This window comes from Celeribacter persicus, from assembly GCF_003050785.1.
GTDB lineage: Bacteria > Pseudomonadota > Alphaproteobacteria > Rhodobacterales > Rhodobacteraceae > Celeribacter > Celeribacter persicus.
The window spans coordinates 1-17402 of the sequence record NZ_QAOH01000011.1 but is presented as its reverse complement, the minus strand read 5'-3'; the positions used below and the strand labels follow the sequence as shown (position 1 = coordinate 17402).

Below are 17402 nucleotides of genomic sequence, written 5' to 3'. Positions count from 1 at the left end.
CAAACTCTCATGTTCAAGCAGGAGCCACCGATGGGCACCGATTATATCGTCAAAGACATCTCTCTCGCGGAATTCGGGCGCAAGGAGCTCGATATTGCCGAAACCGAAATGCCGGGGCTGATGGCTCTGCGGGATGAGTACGGTGAAAGCAAACCGCTCAAGGGCGCACGCATTGCGGGCTCCCTGCACATGACGATTCAGACTGCGGTTCTGATCGAAACGCTGGTGGCGTTGGGTGCGGATGTGCGCTGGGCGTCGTGCAACATCTTCTCGACGCAGGACCATGCCGCAGCGGCGATTGCGGCGGCTGGTATTCCAGTCTTTGCGACCAAGGGCGAAACCCTTGAGGAATATTGGGATTATGCGGATAAAATCTTCCAGTTCGAGGAAGGCGCCTGCAACATGATCCTCGATGACGGTGGCGATGCGACGCTTTACATCCTTCTGGGGGCCCGCGTCGAAGCCGGTGAAACAGATTTGATCGAAGTGCCGACTTCGGAAGAAGAAGTGGCCCTGTTCAACCAGATCAGGAAACGCCTGAAGGACAGCCCCGGCTGGTTCACCAAACAGCGCGATGCGATCAAGGGTGTGTCGGAAGAAACCACGACCGGCGTGCACCGTCTCTATGAGTTGGTGAAAAAGGGCCTCCTGCCCTTCCCGGCGATCAACGTGAACGATTCCGTGACCAAATCGAAATTCGACAACAAATACGGCTGCAAGGAATCGCTCGTCGATGGCATTCGCCGCGCGACCGATGTGATGATGGCGGGCAAAGTCGCTGTGGTCTGCGGTTATGGCGATGTGGGCAAAGGCTCCGCCGCCTCCCTGCGGGGTGCCGGTGCGCGCGTGAAAGTGACGGAGGTCGATCCGATCTGTGCGCTTCAGGCGGCGATGGACGGATTCGAGGTCGTTCTGCTCGAAGATGTGGTGAAGGACGCCGACATCTTCATCACCACCACCGGCAACAAGGACATCATCCGCATCGAGCATATGCGCGAGATGAAGAACATGGCCATCGTCGGCAATATCGGCCATTTCGACAATGAAATTCAGGTCGCAGCGCTCAAGAACCACAAATGGACCAACGTCAAGGATCAGGTGGACATGATCGAAATGCCTTCGGGCAACAAGATCATCCTTCTCTCCGAAGGCCGCCTTCTCAACCTCGGGAACGCCACCGGCCACCCGTCCTTCGTGATGTCTGCCTCCTTCACCAATCAGGTGCTGGCGCAGATCGAGCTTTGGACCAATGGCGACACATACGAGAACGATGTCTACATCCTGCCGAAGCACCTCGACGAGAAAGTGGCACGTCTGCACCTTGAGCGGATCGGAGTCAAACTGACGCAACTGTCGAAAGAGCAGGCGGACTACATCGGTGTGACTCAGGACGGTCCGTTCAAACCGGAGCATTACCGCTACTGATTCTGTGCTTTCAGGATGAGGCCCTCTCGTGACGCTACGAGGGGGCCTTTTTCATGAAAATTTTCCCTTTGTATTGGGCTGGCTTCCTTCTAGGCTCACTTCGAGCCTGAAAAACGGCTTTTATGATAAGCCTGAAACTCTTTGATGGTGGGAGAACGACTATGGGAAAACGTGACGACCTGATCGCGAAATATGCCGAAGATCTGAAATCCAAATGCGGTATGGAACCGGATATGGATCTCTTGACGAAAGTGACCATCGGCTGCGGTCCGGCGATCTACAATGACGATGCCTCCACCGTGGCGGCGTCTCAGGAGAGCGAACTTGAGACCGTCAAGAACAACTTCCTCATCAAGAAACTTGGCCTTGCTGATGGTCCGGAACTGATGGACGGGATCAACGCGGCGATCGAAACCTACGGCCAGTCCGAGCGCAACAAATACCGCGCGGTTTTCTACTATCTTCTGGTCAAGCATTTCGGCAAGGAAGCTGTCTACGCCTGATCTTGATCGCGCATTACTAACAGGGCCGCTCCTTTTGGGGCGGCTTTGTCATGTCCGGGGGCTTTGCGGGTTAAGCAGAGGTTTCGAATTCATATCCAACCTGAATTACTTCGGGTTTGCACGGAATCGGCAAAAACCCTAGGTTGAATACACGGACCAGGACGGCCCGGACCCTTTGAAATTCGAACACGTGTGGTGCTTGGGAGCACGTGGGGTGGTGGAGGGTTCCGGGGGCTCGGAACCCTCCTTTTTCATGACATCATCGGGTCAGGACGGATCGGTTTCACCGAGTTCGCAGACGATCTTCCACTCTTCGTCCGTGACCGGCTGAACCGACAGGCGGCTGTTGTTCACCAGAACCATATCCTTGAGCCGCGGATCTTCCTTGCACATGGCAAGCGTCACCGGTTTTTTGAAAGGACGCACGGCCTTGATGTCCACGCATTCCCAGCGCGGATCATTTGCCTTGCTGTCCGGGTGCGCCTCGGCGCAGACCTCGACGATGCCGACGATCTCCGTTTCCTTGCGCGAATGATAAAAGAACCCGCGTTCGCCAAGCTTCATCGCCCGCATGTTGTTGCGTGCCTGATAGTTGCGCACGCCGTCCCATTCCTCGCCAGCCTCGCCTTTGGCAACCTGCTGATCCCATGACCAGACTTCCGCTTCGGATTTGAAAAGCCAGTGTGCCATCAGCCGATCACCTGTTTCCACGCTTCGATACGAACATCCGCGAAAAGTCCCGCCTTGGCGTAGGGATCGTTCGCCGCCCAGTCTTTTGCGGCCTCAAGGTCATCGACCTCGATGATCACGAGAGAACCGGACATGTTACCCTCGGCATCGAGAAACGGCCCGGCCCGCTCGACCACACCACAGGATTTCAAATATTCGACATGATCCGGGCGCGTGTCGAGCCGGATTTGCAGCCCGCCGGGTTTGTCGGTGCAAATGACCGCGTATTTCATGGATTACTCCCTTTTCAATGGGCGGGCGAGAAGGACCTCCGCCGCCTCGGATATGGATATCTGGCCGTTCAGGATTTGTGTCACGGCTGTTGTGATCGGCATATCAATCCCGAGCCCTTGAGACAAATGCGTAACCGCCTGCGCCGTTGCGACACCTTCGACCGTCACAGCCGGGTCAATGGCGACGTCGGACCCGATTTTGAGCCCGTGCGAATAGTTGCGGGATTTCTTCGAGGTACAGGTCAACACCAGATCACCAAATCCGGACAGGCCCGAAAGCGTCGCCGGATCGGCCCCGAGCCGCAGCGCAAGACGCTGCATCTCGGCAAATCCACGCGTCATCAGTGCGGCGCGCGCGCTTTCTCCTAGGCCCGCGCCGATGGCGAGCCCACAGGCGATGGCGATAACATTCTTGAGCGCCCCACCAAACTCGACGCCGAGGGGGTCGAGGCTGGAATAGAGGCGAATATTGTTGGTCGTGAGCAGGGCCTGAAGCCGGTCCACAGTGTCCTGGTGACGCCCGGCCAATGTCAGCGCCGTGGGCAAACCATCGGCAATATCGACCGCGAAAGACGGGCCCGAAAGAATGGCGATATCGGCCTCCGGCAGGGTGTCTTCGAGTACCGCCAGAGGCCCGCGTTCGGATTTGAGATCGACCCCTTTGCAGCAACATACAAGCGTTTTGTGCTGGATCAGGGTCTTGTTTGTCGCGCAGAATTCGGCAAGCTGTTGCATCGGGACCGTGAGCAATAGCACAGGTGCTTCACAAGCCATGCGCAGATCAGCGGTGGCTGTGATGCTCTCGGGAAAAGCTTTGCCGGGGAGACGTCGCTCATTTTCCCGCGTCACTTGCATTGCATCCGCCGCCTCGCTGGATCGTGCCCAGAGGGTAATGTTGCGACCCGAGCGCGCCAGTGAAATGGCCAGTGCGGTTCCGAAAGCGCCTGCGCCGAGGACGGAAATCTGACTCACGACCTATCTCTCCCCTGTGCCTCTGCGGTTCTGCAAGATTGTTTAACGGCTCATTGGGAGGTATCACCGGGAGAGAAGTCAGACAATCCCGAGACCGATTTTGCCGCTACCGCTCCTGATCACGCGCCCGAAGGACGATGCCGAACGGCTGGCGGAGGAGTTGCGGGCACTTGTCCCAGAGCTTTCCGTGATCCTCGCGCCGGTGCTGGAAATCCGCCCCCTGCCCTTTGATCTGCCGGATGAGCCCTTTGATCTGGTGTTGATCAGTTCGCAGCATGCGATTCCGGCGGCGTTGAATTGCGGTAATCTGCCCGTGGTCTGCGTCGGCGCCGCCACGGCACGCAAGGCCGAAGTGGCGGGATTGACGGTTCGGGCGGTTTTCCCGACGGCGGATGATCTGGTGCGTGGTCTGGCGGATCAAAAAGGCAGTCGGGCGCTGCATCTTCATGGGTACCATACGCGCGGAAATGTTGCCGAAAGGCTCATTTCCTCTGGATTAGAGACGAATGAGCGTGTCGTTTACGATCAGATTGCGCGATCTTGGACCACCGCGGAGCAGTGCGAGATTTTCCATCAGCCCCACCTCCTGGTGCCGCTTTATTCACCGCGTTCGGCGCAAATCCTGTCTGAAAATCTTGCCGGTTATACGGGCGAATTGACGCTTGTCGCGATTTCCGAGGCCTGTCGGGAAGCTTGGTCAGGCCCGGTCGTAAAGTCCATTTGCGTCGCGGAGCATCCGGATGGTGAAACAATGAAACAGGTAATTGCATCAAAGCTTTCCTGATCGCGGCTTGAGGGCGCAGGCCTCAGGGTCTAAGTTTCCTGTACGATCGTAAAATTGGTTCTGGAATCGAAAGGTTAGTCTCATGCCAGGTGATAAAGAAACCCCGCTGGACGCCGTGAAAAACGACGAGAAAGATGTTCAGGATCAAGAGGTTGTGGCAGAGGAAGGGGCATCCGAAGCCGAGCCAGAGGATGAATCACCGAAGGTTTCCGACGAGGATATAGGGGCTGAGGAGAATTCCGAGTCGTCCGATGAGGACACTGCTGAGCCAGAACCGGTTTTGGAAGAGAAACAACCAGAGACGGTCCCCGCCCCTACGGTCGTCAAACGCGGCGGCTTCGTGCCGATGGTGCTGGGTGGGGTGATTTGTGTCGCTCTGGGTTATGGCGCTGCGAATTTCTTGAAACCGGAGGGCTGGCCCTTCCCCGGTACGAATACCGAAGAGTTGGTGCAGGAGATTACTGCTCTGAAAGCGCAACTGGCCGAGATGCAAAGCGCAAGCGAAGCGCAGGCGAAGGCACAAGCCGCGTCGCAGGATGCGTTGCGCAGCGTGCTTGAGCAAAAAATTTCCGAGATGGACAAGAGTGCGGAGATTGCATCCCTGTCGGATCGGTTGAAGGGCTTCGAGGACCGCGTGACGCAGATCGAAGCGCGCCCTGTGGCGGAGGCTATCGTCTCGCCAGAAGCAACGGCTGCCTATGAGCGGCAACTGGCGCAGATGCAGGACCTGCTCAACAGTGAAATCGCCCGGCTCGAAGAGGCCAAGGACAAGGCCGTCGCCGAGGAAAACGCAGCCCGTGCGGCAACCGCAAAAGCGCGGCTGCAAACGCTGGTCGATGCCGGCGAACCCTTTGCGGAAGCTTTGACGGATATCGGCGGCGATGTGCCGCAGGCTCTGCAAGACGCGGCGCAAACGGGCATTCCAAGTGTCACGGAGTTGCAGGAAAGCTATGCTGAGGCCGCGCGCAAAGCTCTCGTTGCGGCTTCGCGTGTAGCTTATGAAGCCGGGGAGGAAAGCTGGTTCCAGACGGTTTTGCGCACGCAGATCGGGTTGCGGTCGACCAAGCCGAAAGAGGGCGATGACGCGGATGCGATTCTGTCTCGTGCCGAACAATCGGTGCGCGACGGCATGTTCGCCAAGGCCATCGAAACGCTTGGGGCACTGCCGGAGGCGGGCAAGGCCGAAATGCAGCCCTGGATCGCAGAGGCGCAAAAACGGGTGGATGCAATGACTGCCCTTGATGAAGTTCTTGGTCAGTAAGGGAGGTTCAACATGCTCTGGTCCCTCGTCAAAATCGTTCTTTTCGTTCTGATCGTTGCAGCACTTGCCTACGGCGGCATGGTGCTCATGGACATGGAGGGCGGTGCACAGATTGCCTTTGGTTCTGTGGAGATCAGCCTGACCCCGCTCAAGGTTGTTCTGGCGCTGATTGCCTTGGTGGTTGTGATTTATGTCGTCTTGAAACTACTCGGGCTTCTGGTGGCTGTGATGAAATTCCTGCTCGGTGATGAAACCGCGATCTCGCGTTATTTCGACCGAAACCGGGAGAAAAAGGGCATCGAAGCTGTGACCGAGGGCATGATGGCGCTGGCCTCTGGTGATGGGAGGCAGGCGCTGGCCAAGGCGGCAAAAGCGGAGAAATACCTGCAAAAACCCGAACTGACCAATCTTTTGAAGGCTCAGGCAGCGGTGATGAATGGCGACAAGCTGACCGCAGAGCGCGCCTTCAAGCAACTTGTGGCCGATGAGCGCACGCGGTTCGTGGGTGTTCAGGGCATCATGAAGCAAAAGCTCGAAGAGGGCGATACGGATACGGCGCTGAAACTGGCGGAAAAAGCCTTTGCGCTGAAACCGAAACATGTTGAAACGCAGGATATCCTGCTGCGTCTTCAGGCGGAGAAAGGCGATTGGTCTGCCGCGCGTGGCACGTTGTCGGCCAAGCTGAAACACGGAGCGATTCCGCGGGACGTTCACAAACGGCGCGATGCGGTTCTGGCCCTGTCGCAGGCCAAGGGTGTGTTCGAAAAAGGTGCGAGCATTGAGGCGCGCGAAGCAGCGATTGAGGCCAATAAAAAATCCCCGGATCTGATCCCGGCGGCGGTCATGGCCTCCGACGAATATGTTACGGAGGGCAAGGGGCGGCAGGCCGCGCGGGTGCTCAAAAAGGCTTGGGAGGCCCAGCCGCATCCCGATCTGGCCGCCGCTTTCGCGCGCATCGAACCGAAGGAAACCCCGGAGCAACGCCTCAAACGGTTTGGAGCTCTGACCAAGATTCACCCGGAGGACCCTGAGACGAAAATGCTTCTGGCGGAGCTTTACATTGCCGCCGAAGATTTCCCGGCGGCGCGGCGTGCGCTGGGCGATCTGGCAGAGATCAACCCGACCGCCCGCAGCCTGACGATTCTGGCGGCGATCGAGCGCGGCGAAGGTTCCGACGATGTCGTGGTGCGTGGCTGGTTGACCCGGGCATTGACCGCGCCGCGCGGCCCGCAATGGGTCTGCGACAAATGCCAGACGATCCACGCGGAATGGACGCCGGTCTGTGAGAATTGCGGTGGGTTCGACACGCTGAGCTGGCGCAAACCGACGCATTCCGAGGTGGCGATGCCGGCTGGCACCGAAATGCTTCCGATGATCGTGGGCGCCACACCGGAACCGGAGAGCGAGGAGGCGGAAATCCTTGAGGAAGACGGGAACGACATGCCCTCAATGGTCGATGTGACCCCTGCCGAGCCGGAGGAAAAGACCAAGGTTGAAAATTAGGGCTACACACCTTTGAAAGAGGGTGTTAAAGACCCGTTCACGCCGGAAGCGCGGTCTTCCGGCAAAGGAAAGTGCCGGTGTAGCTCAGCTGGTAGAGCACGTCATTCGTAATGATGGGGTCGGGGGTTCGAGTCCCTTCACCGGCACCACTTTCCAAAAGAGAAATCATCTCAAAGCAGCAGGTTGTACCGGGCGTTTCCCCGAAGGTCGGGTTGTACATGGTGTTACGCTGTTGTTTTCTGGCGCTTTCCTTGGTCAATTTCTGATTAATTGATAAAAAAATATGCGCTGTCCGAAATTTTTTCCCTCACCATGTCATGTGGCTGTGATCTGATTCTGACATCCGATTAGCCTGATTGGGTCTGTTACATGTGAGGGCTTCTCTGATGAATAAGCGATTTGGTTATGCGGGCGGTAGCGCCCATAAATTTGCCCGTGGGCATCATGACAGAGGGGCGCATCACCGTGTCGAGCCTGTGATCGGCTCCCGGTTTAACGATATGCTCGAAGGCGGCGATGGCAAGGATCTGATCAAGGGCCTGAGCGGCAACGACACGCTCTATGGCGGGGCGGGTAATGATGTCCTCGATGGGGGCAGAGGTTTCGATACCGCGGTCTATGACGGGTCGATTTTCGATTATGATATTCGGGCGTACGGGCATCGCTGTTTCTCTGCACCGCTGGCGTTGACCATCGCGTCGGTTGGCGATGTGGCGGACCGGGGCCGAGACATCCTGACGGGGATCGAAGCGCTTTATTTCAAAGCGGACGATTACACGCTTTACCTCAACGGGAGGAACAACGCGGTTCTGGCAGGTGACGATGCGGTGGAAACCACCGAGAACGCTGTGCTTGTGATCGACGCCGAAGCGCTTCTGGCCAATGATGCGGAATTCGATGGTGACGAGATGGTAATTGCCGCCGTGTCCGCGATCTCTGAGCTTGGTGCCTCTGTGACGTTGATCGGCGGGCAGATCAGCTACGATCCGGGCACGTTGTTCGATGCGCTTGCCGAGGGCGAAACGATTACCGATACCTTCACCTATACGGTCGACGACGGGTTCGGCGGCAGCGATACGGCAACCGTGACCGTGACCATCACTGGTAAAAACGATGCGCCGGTTCTGAGCATCGCGACAGTCGAAATTTCCGCGGAAGAGAACAGCACTGCCGTTGTGTTCGATCTCTCTGCCTCCGATGTCGATGCAGGCGCAGTGCTGAGCTACTCGCTCGAAGGGGCCGATGCCGCGCTGTTTCTCATCGACGCCGAAACGGGTGAGATTACTTTCGCTACGGCCCCCGATTACGAGGCCCCGACCGATGCCGATGGTGACAACATCTATGAGCTGAGCGTGGTCGTGACCGACGAATACGGCGCTTCCGACAGTGTCGTGGTGAGTGTCGCCGTCGAAAACCTCTGGGATCCGATCCAGATCACACAGAGCTTTGAAACCGAAGCGGCGGGTGGCTCCTACACGGTCGCGGAAACCGACGGTTCCCTGACGGAACTTGGCACGATTATCGACGTTGAAAACGACGGTACGGCCACGGTCGACAGCACCGAGGCCTCCGATGGCTATCTCGGTTTCGATTTGAGCTGGGAAAACACCCGTGGCGATACCGGGCTTTCGGATGGCGATTACGTCGGTGTGACGGATTATTCCAGCACCGTCGGGAGTTTCAGTGACGGTATTCAGGGCTATGAGCTTCAGGACGCCGACGGGCTTTTGCGCCTAACCTTCGACACGGTCGATATGTCCACGCTGAACGCCAACACCGTGGTGAAATTCTCCATCGACGCCATCTTGCAGGAAACCGGATGGGAAGCCGACGATCTGGTGAAGATCTACATCCAGACCGATCAGGGTGTGGTGACGTTGCTCGACAGCACCGGGCAGGACATCGACGATATGGGCATCGAGGGCGAATGGCTGTCGCTCTCTGCGACGCTTGGCGCCGATGTGACCGAGGCGACGCTGATTGTTGAACTCGACAGCAATTCCAGTTCGGAAACTCTCTATATCGACAACGTGGCGGTCGAGGAGATTTTCCAGCTCACCCAAAGCTTTGAGACCGAAGCGGCCGGGTCGCAATATGTTTTTGCCGAGGCCGATGGCAGCCTTGTCGAAGATGGCGCGACGGTCGATCTGGTCAATGTGGACGGCTTGGCCTCTGTCGACAGCACCGAGGCTTCGAATGGCTATTGGGGTTATGATTTGAGCTGGACCGACACGCGCGACGATGTCGGCATCTCGGACGGCGATTATATCGGGGTGCAAGACTACACCGGTGCCGTGGGCAGTTTCACCGATGGTGTTCAGGGTTATGAACTGTCCGATAGTGACGGGCTTCTGACCATGACCTTCGATGAGCTGAACCTGTCCGGGATGGGCGAGGTGACCGTTTCTCTGGATACCTTCCTGCAATCGACCGGATGGGAAGCCGACGATCTGGTGAACATCTACATCCAGACCGATCTTGGCATTGTGACGCTGCTCGACAGCACCGGGCAGGACATTGATGACATGAACATCGAGGGCTCCTGGATGACGCTGACGGCCACGCTGTCTGCGGATGTTTCCACGGCAAGCCTGATTGTCGAGTTCGACAGCAACGCTGCCAGCGAAGCGCTCTATATCGACAATGTTTTCGTAACCTCCGGCCCGGAGGCGTCCGTGCCCGGCGGTGATGACGAACCGGCTGAAATCACGCTGATCTCGGAAATTCAGGGCGAGGGTGAAAGCTCCGGTTTCGTGGGGCAGGGAGTCACCGTATCGGCGGTTGTGACCTATGTCACCGATGACGGGTTTTACATTCAGGAAGAGGATGCCGACAGCGACGGCAATGCGCTGACCTCCGAGGCGATCTATGTCTATACCGGCGGCGGCTATGCCGTCAGCCTTGGCGATCTGGTCGAGGTTTCCGGGTCCGTGACCGAATATTACGGGCTGACCGAGATCACTTCCGTGACCGGGGTCGAGATTATTTCCTCGGATAATATCCTGCCGGAACGGGTTACCATTGCGCTGTCCCCAGACACGGCACAGAATTACGAGGCCATCGAGGGTATGCTGGTTTCCGTGACCACCGGAACCGCCGATCCGCTGACCGTGATCGAGAATTACAATCTCGATTACTATGGCACGATCAGCATTTCCGCCGGTACACAGACCACGCCGACGCAGATTTATGACGCTCAGACACAGGCAGATGAAATCGCGGCGCTGGTCGAGGCCAATGAGAATGCGTCCCTCGTGCTCGATGACGGCTCTTCGGAAAGCAACCCGACCGAGATTTCCTATCTTCCGGGCGGGGCGGGCGACGATGGCGACGGTGTGCTCGACAGCGGCGACGATTTCTCCGACGACGGCACCACCGTGCGTCTGGGCGCCGAGATCGTCGATAGCGTCGAAGGGGTTCTGACCTTCTCCTATGACGAATGGACGGTGAACGTCTCCGACACGATCGTGTTCGATGAGAGCACCAACGTCGGCGCACGTGAGGACAGCCCCGAAGAAGTCGGTGGCACGCTTCAGGTCGCTTCCTACAACGTGCTCAACTTCTTCACGAGTTTCGGGGAACGCGGTGCGGACAATCAGGAAGAATTCGACCGCCAGTCCTCGAAAATCGTCGAGGGCATCATTGGCACGGGGGCCGAGGTTTTGGCGCTCCAGGAGATCGAGAACAACGGCACCGCGATTGCCACGCTGGTCGATCTGTTGAACGCCGAAGGGACAGACGCGACTTACGCCTATGTCGATCCGACCGGTACAGGCGGTGAGATCGGGACGGATGCCATCACCACAGGGATCATTTACGACAGTTCGGCGGTGACCCTGCTCTACACCGATTATCTCGTGTACGACGAAAGCTCCGCCGCTGTGACCTATGGCATCGCTTCTGCGCTTGCCGATCTCGTGGGTACGAGCTTCAAAGATTATCAGCGCAACCGTCCTTCTGTTGCCGCAACCTTCATGGACAATGAAAGCGGCGAAACCTTCACCGTGGTCTCCTCGCATTTCAAATCGAAAGGCGACAGCGATCTTCAGGATGTGGCCGATGCAGCCGAAAGTTGGTTGACCTCCAATGCAGGGTCTGCGGATTACGACACCGTGGCCGACCTTCTGGCTCAGCTCTACGCTGACGAGAACTTTGACCAAGGCGATGGTCAGGGCTTCTGGAACGGTGTGCGTCTCGACGCAGCCGAAGAACTCACTGAATGGATTGCCACGGAATACGGCGAGGACGGCACGGGGGTGAGCAATTATCTGCTTCTGGGCGATATGAACTCTTATGCCGAAGAAGACGCGGTCCAATATCTCGATGACGAGGCGGGTCTCGTGGATCTGATCGACGAATTCATTGGCCAGGAGAACGCCTATTCCTATGTCTACGACGGGCAGCAGGGTACGCTGGATCAGGGTCTCGCCGACAGCGAACTGGCTGATAACGTGACCGGCGTCACCGAATGGCATATCAATGCCGATGAGCCGGACCTGATCGGTTATGACACGGATTACAACGATCCAGATTTCTACAACGACGGTGTCTATGCTTCCTCTGACCACGATCCGCTGATCATCGGTCTGGATTTTGGTGACACGCCGCTGGTTGCCTGATCTCCAGACGGCAGCACGAAACAGGAAAAAGCGCGGGTTTCGCGCTTTTTCTTTGTCCAATCGGAATGTGCAGAATCCCTTCAATTTTATGGGTTAAGCCCGTGTTCATTCCTCTCTGATATTTCTCGCTTCGGGTGAATATGAGGTGGTGGTATGAGCGGGAAGGGTAACGCTCCGATTATCATCAAGAGGAAAAAGGTCATTCAGGGCGGCGGCCATCACGGCGGGGCCTGGAAGGTTGCCTATGCGGACTTCGTGACGGCAATGATGGCTTTCTTCCTCCTGATGTGGTTGCTCAATGCGACAACGGAAAAACAGCGCAAGGGTCTGGCGGATTATTTCAATCCGACCATTCCGGTGAACCGTGTTTCCGGTGGTGGCGATGGCTCCTTCGGCGGTGATTCCGTGTTTACCGAGGAAACCCTGTCGCAAAACGGTACGGGTGCTTCGAGTGCTCATGCCGCAAGCGACAGCGGGGCGGCCAAAAATGATACCTCCGCCGAGCAGGATGCGGCAAAGGCCATGGAGGCCAAGTCTTTCGCCGAGGCGCAGGAACTTCTCACCGCCTATAGCGGGGAAAGCATGGCGGCGGACAAGGCCCTGCGTCATATCGTGACCCGTGTCACCGACGAGGGGTTGATCATCGAACTTTACGATCTGGAGGGAGAGCCGCTTTTTACCCCCGGAACGGCGGAACCCGAGGAGGTTCTCGTGGTTTTGGTCGGCATGTTGTCCGAAGTGTTCAAGATCGTGCGCAATGACATCGCGATCACAGGCCATGTGCGGTCCGAACCTCTGGTCGTGGCGGAGAACCCTGTCTGGGATTTGTCGACCCGGCGCGCCGACCGGATTCGTCTATTGCTGGAGGCGGGTGGCACCCTGTCGATACGCATGCAACGCGTGACCGGTTCTGCGGATCGAAAGCCGGTGGTCGGCAATCCCATGGCGCCGCGTAACAACCGGGTCGAGATCGTTTTGCTGCGCAATCAGATCAGGAAATAGATCGCATTTTAGACGTTAGGGGGGCGTTAAGGCGCGCCGTGCATGCTGGGATCAGTTCTTCGGGTTTCAGCAGCAGAAAGGCGCTATCCCCATGTCTATTTCTTCCTCACTCAACGCGGGTGTGGCCGGGCTTGCCGCCAATGCCACCCGTCTTGGGACCATCTCTGACAATATCGCGAATTCCGGGACCTATGGTTACAAACGGGCGGAGACGGAATTCGAATCCTTTGTCATCAGTGGTTCGACGAATTCCGGGACTTATTCGGCCGGTGGTGTGCGTGCCAGCAGCTCGCGTCTGATCGGGGAACAGGGCGCACTCGTGTCCACCTCCAATGCCACCGACATTGCGGTTTCCGGCAATGGTTTCATCCCGGTCACGACCGAGGTTTCTCTGGATGGCACAATGGGCGATCAACCCCTGATGATGACCACCACGGGTTCATTTTACACCGATGCCGACGGAATTCTGAAAACCGACTCGGGTCTTGTGCTTCTTGGCTGGCCAGCGGAGGCGGATGGCTCGATCGCCACTTATGCGCGTGACACGATGACCGGGCTCGAACCTGTGGTCATCAATTCGAACCAGACCGCTGGCGATCCGACGACGGAAATCAACCTAGGCGTCAACCTTCCGGCTGAGGATGCCGATTCCGCCTTGCCGCTTTCCGTGGAATATTTCGGCAACCTTGGCACGTCTGAATCGCTCGACATCACCTTCACGCCGGACACCTCGACGGAAAACACCTGGACGATGACGATCACCGATTCCGCTTCGGGTGGGGCGATCATCGGGGAATACACGCTTGTGTTCGATGACTCCCGGGGTTCCGGAGGGACCTTGTCCTCCGTGACGCCGACGGCGAACAACCCGGTGGGGGCCGATTACGACTCCACGGATGGCACGCTGGCTTTGACGGTCGATGGCGGCCCGATCGAAATGACCATCGGCAAGCCAGGGGACACCAACGGCCTCACCCAGCTGTCCGACAGTTTCGCACCGACCTCGATCACCAAGGACGGTTCGCCTGTTGGGAACCTCACCTCGGTAGAGATTGACGATGGTGGCTATATCACCGCGACCTACGACACCGGCTTTACCCGTGTGATCTATCAGATTCCGCTCGTGGACGTTCCGAATGCCAATGGTCTCACCGCTTTGGGCAACCAGACCTATCAAGTGTCGCCGAATTCCGGTTCCTTCTTCCTGTGGGATGCTGGCGACGGACCGACGGGCACCATCGAAGGTTACGCACGTGAAAGCTCCACCACGGATGTCGCGGCTGAACTGACCGACCTTATCCAGACACAGCGTGCCTATTCGTCGAATGCGAAGGTCATCCAGACGGTCGATGAAATGTTGCAGGAGACCACCAACATCAAACGCTAACGTTGAAAGACCTTCGGGGGCAGGAGGATAGACGATGAGTATTGGAAATGCTCTGGCAAATGCGCTGACGGGTTTGAATGCCGTGTCTCGTGCAGCCGATGTGGTGTCCTCGAATGTCGCCAATGCCATGACCGAAGGTTATGGCAAGCGCGAGATCGAATTGATGTCGCAACAGGTCGGCAAGACCGGCTCGGGTGTCTCCGTCGTCGGCGTCAATCGGTACTATGATCCGGTGACGACGGGCGAGCGCCGCTACGCGGATGCGGAGGTCGCGCTCGAAGATACGCGTGCGGGTTTCTACGACACCTATGCCGACGCGATGGGGCAGGTGGACGAGGAAGATTCGATTGCCGGCCGGATCACCGGCCTCGAAACAGCCCTGATCGAAGCCGCCAGCCGTCCGGATTCGGAAGCGCGGCTGGCCACGGTCCTCGATGCGGCACAGGATCTTGTAAAACAGATCAACGATGCTTCTGACGCGATCTCTGACATTAGAATGGCCGCCGACAAGGAAATCGGCCAGACCGTCGATTTCCTCAATTCCGCTTTGCAACAAGTCGTCGATCTCAACGTCGCCATTCAGAAGCAGATCACCCAAGGTTATGACGCCAATGCCCTTATGGATCAGCGGCAGACTCTTGTGGATCAGATTTCCGAACTTATACCGATCAACGAGATCCAGAAAGACAACGGGATGATCTCGCTCTACACCTCCGGTGGTGCCTTTCTGGTCGACTCGAAAGCGGCCACTTTGGAGTTCACCGCAACCCCGACGATCTCGGCTGATATGACGATTGAAAACGGGGCGCTTTCGGGGCTGACGATCAATGGGGTTTCTGTGTCGACCGATGCGGAAAAGGGCGCGATTGCGGGTGGCAAGCTGGCCGGGCTTTTTGAGGTGCGCGACGAACTTGCTCCACAGGCCCAGGTCGAGCTTGACGCACTTGCACGCGATCTCATCGAACGGTTTCAAACGATGGATGCCGATACAACCTTGGTCGCGGGTGCGGCTGGCCTGTTTACCGATGGGGGTGCCGCTTTCGACGCTGTCGATGAAGAGGGGCTTGCGGGACGTATTTCGGTCAACGCTCTGGTCGATCCCGATCAGGGCGGTGACCTTTGGAAACTTCGCGATGGTCTTGGAGCTTCGGTCGAGGGCGATCAGGGCGACGCAACCATTCTGAATTCCCTGACCGAAGCCTTGCAAAATTCCCGTGTTGCCTCTTCGGGCGGTCTGACGGGAATTGAACGGTCCGCGCTGGGCTTTGCCTCCGATATCTATTCTCTGGCGGAAACCAGCCAGCTCAATGCCGAAGCGGATCTGAGCTACGCTTCGGCGCGGCAGGAGTCTCTGGAGGAGATCGAATTGGCGAACGGGGTCGATACCGACTACGAAATGCAACAGCTTCTGGTGATCGAACAAGCCTATGCGGCCAACGCAAAGGTGATCGAAACGATCCAGACGCTCATGGATCAACTGATGGAGATTTGACGGTGAGCGCGATTTCTTTCGGGGATATGGCGTCTTCTTTGCGCAACATGCGGATGACGGCTCAGGTGAAACAGGATCTCGATCGGTACAATTACGAGGTAGCAAGCGGCGAGAAATATGATCTTGCCAAGGCTGTCTCCGGTAATTTCACGCCTTTGGCCTCCATCGAACGGGCCCTGCGAACCCTGAGTTCCTACGACACGGCAATTCAGGAGGCCGGTTTGTTCACGACTGCGATGCAGACCAGTTTTGAGTCGGTGTCCACCCATGTCGAGGAATTGTCCTCAACCCTCCTGACCGCTTCGACCAATGCGGATGCGACGAGCATTTCCGTTACTGCGACCGACGCGAGAACCCGTTTTGATGCTGTGGTTTCGACCCTGAACACGCGTATTGGGGATCGGTCGCTGCTCAGTGGGACTGCCACGGGAAAAACCTCCCTGATTTCCGCAGACGATATGATGGCAGAACTGATGGCTGCCGTTTCCGGTGCGACCACCGTCGAAGATGTCGAAACCATCGTGGAAGACTGGTTCATGTCCTCAGGTGGTGGTTATGAAACCATCGCCTATCAGGGGTCCGCCAACGCGCTTTCTCCCTTCTCGCTCGGCCAGGATGAATCAGTACGTCTTGAAATCACGGCGCTGGACGATTCTGTTCGCGAAACCTTGAAGGGCCTAGCGCTGGCTTCGCTCGTCGATGAAGGCGTTTTCGAGAACGATGTAAGTGCCCAGGCATCCTTGCTGCGAAGCTCCGGGGAATGGCTCATGGGGGCGCAGGCTGGGTTGGCCGATCTTCAGGCGCGTGTCGGCAGTGTCGAAGCCCGGATCGAGGAGGCCAACCTGTCGAACTCTGCCATGACCTATTCCTACGAGACGGCCAAATCCGAAATCATTTCGGCGGACGCGTATGAGTCGGCTTCGTTGCTCAAGCAAACGGAAACGCAGCTTGAACTGATTTACACCCTGACCGCTCGCATGTCGCAACTCAGCCTCGCGGATTATCTCTGATGTTCAAAACGCTTTTCTCCCTGATGCTCACCATCTGTTTTGCCCTGCCAACCATGGCGAACCCCATCCGGATCAAGGACCTCGTGGAATTCGATGGCGTGCGTGGCAATGATCTTGTCGGTTATGGTCTGGTGGTCGGTTTGAACGGTACCGGAGACGGCATCCGCAACGCCCCGTTCACGGAAGAGATCATGTCCAGCATCCTAGAACGTCTCGGGGTCAATGTGACCGGGGAACAATTCCGACCGAAGAATGTGGCCGCAGTGTTTGTAACGGCCGATTTTCCGCCTTTCTCGCGGGCAGGCAGCAAGATCGACGTGACCGTCTCCGCGATCGGCGATGCCAAGAGCCTGTTGGGCGGCACCCTGATCATGACGCCTTTGAATGTGTCAACGGCGGAGTAAAAACCTACCAAAGGGCGGCGCAAAAGTAGACCACTTGTGGGTTTAGCGTGACGGGCGCACAGAGCGCTGGCGGCCAGT

General features: G+C 57.5%; 13 protein-coding genes, 1 tRNA gene and 1 pseudogene. 12 read left to right on the top strand and 3 right to left on the bottom strand.

Annotated elements, in window-relative coordinates; genetic code table 11:
- The first annotated feature begins 30 nt into the window (after positions 1-30).
- Positions 31-1425 carry an adenosylhomocysteinase gene (gene ahcY / locus C8N42_RS13860; protein WP_107817173.1) on the top strand — a complete coding sequence of 465 codons (1395 nt, stop codon included), beginning with the start codon at positions 31-33 and terminating at the stop codon, positions 1423-1425.
- Positions 1426-1586: 161 nt separating this feature from the next.
- Complete coding sequence (locus C8N42_RS13855) at positions 1587-1928, top strand: DUF2853 family protein (protein WP_107817172.1); 342 nt, start codon at positions 1587-1589, stop codon at positions 1926-1928.
- A gap of 267 nt (positions 1929-2195) precedes the next feature.
- On the opposite strand, the gene C8N42_RS13850 is transcribed toward C8N42_RS13855, so the two are convergent.
- Genes C8N42_RS13850 through C8N42_RS13840 form a run of 3 tightly spaced genes read right to left on the bottom strand, consistent with a single transcriptional unit; the run spans position 2196 to position 3862 of the window.
- Positions 2196-2618 carry an EVE domain-containing protein gene (locus tag C8N42_RS13850; protein WP_107817171.1) on the bottom strand — a complete coding sequence of 141 codons (423 nt, stop codon included), beginning with the start codon at positions 2616-2618 and terminating at the stop codon, positions 2196-2198.
- Positions 2618-2890, bottom strand: a complete 273-nt coding sequence (locus C8N42_RS13845; RefSeq protein ID WP_107817170.1) for a YciI family protein — start codon at positions 2888-2890, stop codon at positions 2618-2620. The genes C8N42_RS13850 and C8N42_RS13845 overlap by 1 nt, the downstream gene beginning before the upstream one ends.
- A gap of 3 nt (positions 2891-2893) precedes the next feature.
- Positions 2894-3862 (bottom strand): NAD(P)H-dependent glycerol-3-phosphate dehydrogenase, encoded by a 969-nt coding sequence (locus tag C8N42_RS13840; protein WP_107817169.1) that lies wholly within the window; start codon positions 3860-3862, stop codon positions 2894-2896.
- Positions 3863-3962: 100 nt separating this feature from the next.
- Here C8N42_RS13840 and C8N42_RS13835 point away from each other — a divergent pair, with 100 nt between their 5' ends.
- The 10 genes and pseudogenes from C8N42_RS13835 to C8N42_RS13790 all read left to right on the top strand — a co-directional run.
- On the top strand, positions 3963-4646 hold the full coding sequence (locus C8N42_RS13835; RefSeq protein ID WP_170109306.1) for a uroporphyrinogen-III synthase: 684 nt from the start codon (positions 3963-3965) through the stop codon (positions 4644-4646).
- 82 nt (positions 4647-4728) lie between these two features.
- Positions 4729-5907, top strand: coding sequence for a COG4223 family protein (locus tag C8N42_RS13830; RefSeq protein ID WP_107817167.1), 1179 nt, complete (start codon positions 4729-4731; stop codon positions 5905-5907).
- Between the two features lie 12 nt (positions 5908-5919).
- A complete protein-coding gene (locus tag C8N42_RS13825) occupies positions 5920-7410 on the top strand; it encodes a heme biosynthesis protein HemY (protein WP_107817166.1) in 1491 nt (496 codons plus the stop codon).
- A 73-nt stretch (positions 7411-7483) separates the two neighbouring features.
- Positions 7484-7559: transfer RNA gene (locus C8N42_RS13820), tRNA-Thr, on the top strand.
- Positions 7560-7796: 237 nt separating this feature from the next.
- Positions 7797-12029: an ExeM/NucH family extracellular endonuclease gene (locus C8N42_RS13815; protein ID WP_211309195.1), complete on the top strand. Its 4233-nt coding sequence runs from the start codon at positions 7797-7799 to the stop codon at positions 12027-12029.
- Positions 12030-12182: 153 nt separating this feature from the next.
- Positions 12183-13031: a flagellar motor protein MotB gene (locus tag C8N42_RS13810; protein ID WP_107817165.1), complete on the top strand. Its 849-nt coding sequence runs from the start codon at positions 12183-12185 to the stop codon at positions 13029-13031.
- A gap of 91 nt (positions 13032-13122) precedes the next feature.
- Positions 13123-14418: a flagellar hook protein FlgE gene (locus C8N42_RS13805; RefSeq protein WP_107817164.1), complete on the top strand. Its 1296-nt coding sequence runs from the start codon at positions 13123-13125 to the stop codon at positions 14416-14418.
- 34 nt (positions 14419-14452) lie between these two features.
- Entirely contained in the window at positions 14453-15910 is a 1458-nt protein-coding gene (flgK, locus tag C8N42_RS13800; protein WP_107817163.1) for a flagellar hook-associated protein FlgK, read from the top strand.
- Positions 15911-15912: 2 nt separating this feature from the next.
- Positions 15913-16920, top strand: a complete 1008-nt coding sequence (locus C8N42_RS13795) for a flagellin (protein WP_107817162.1) — start codon at positions 15913-15915, stop codon at positions 16918-16920.
- Positions 16920-17306, top strand: a pseudogene (locus tag C8N42_RS13790) (flagellar basal body P-ring protein FlgI); the annotation flags it as partial. The gene C8N42_RS13795 and the pseudogene C8N42_RS13790, both read left to right, overlap by 1 nt.
- Positions 17307-17402 lie beyond the last annotated feature (96 nt).

Coding starts and splice junctions, on each gene's coding strand:
- C8N42_RS13825 (WP_107817166.1), top strand. CDS start 5,920: ATGCTCTGGTCCCTCGTCAAAATCGTTCTTTTCGTTCTGATCGTTGCA.
- C8N42_RS13810 (WP_107817165.1), top strand. CDS start 12,183: ATGAGCGGGAAGGGTAACGCTCCGATTATCATCAAGAGGAAAAAGGTC.
- C8N42_RS13830 (WP_107817167.1), top strand. CDS start 4,729: ATGCCAGGTGATAAAGAAACCCCGCTGGACGCCGTGAAAAACGACGAG.
- flgK (WP_107817163.1), top strand. CDS start 14,453: ATGAGTATTGGAAATGCTCTGGCAAATGCGCTGACGGGTTTGAATGCC.
- C8N42_RS13855 (WP_107817172.1), top strand. CDS start 1,587: ATGGGAAAACGTGACGACCTGATCGCGAAATATGCCGAAGATCTGAAA.
- ahcY (WP_107817173.1), top strand. CDS start 31: ATGGGCACCGATTATATCGTCAAAGACATCTCTCTCGCGGAATTCGGG.
- C8N42_RS13805 (WP_107817164.1), top strand. CDS start 13,123: ATGTCTATTTCTTCCTCACTCAACGCGGGTGTGGCCGGGCTTGCCGCC.
- C8N42_RS13815 (WP_211309195.1), top strand. CDS start 7,797: ATGAATAAGCGATTTGGTTATGCGGGCGGTAGCGCCCATAAATTTGCC.
- C8N42_RS13845 (WP_107817170.1), bottom strand. CDS start 2,890: ATGAAATACGCGGTCATTTGCACCGACAAACCCGGCGGGCTGCAAATC.
- C8N42_RS13850 (WP_107817171.1), bottom strand. CDS start 2,618: ATGGCACACTGGCTTTTCAAATCCGAAGCGGAAGTCTGGTCATGGGAT.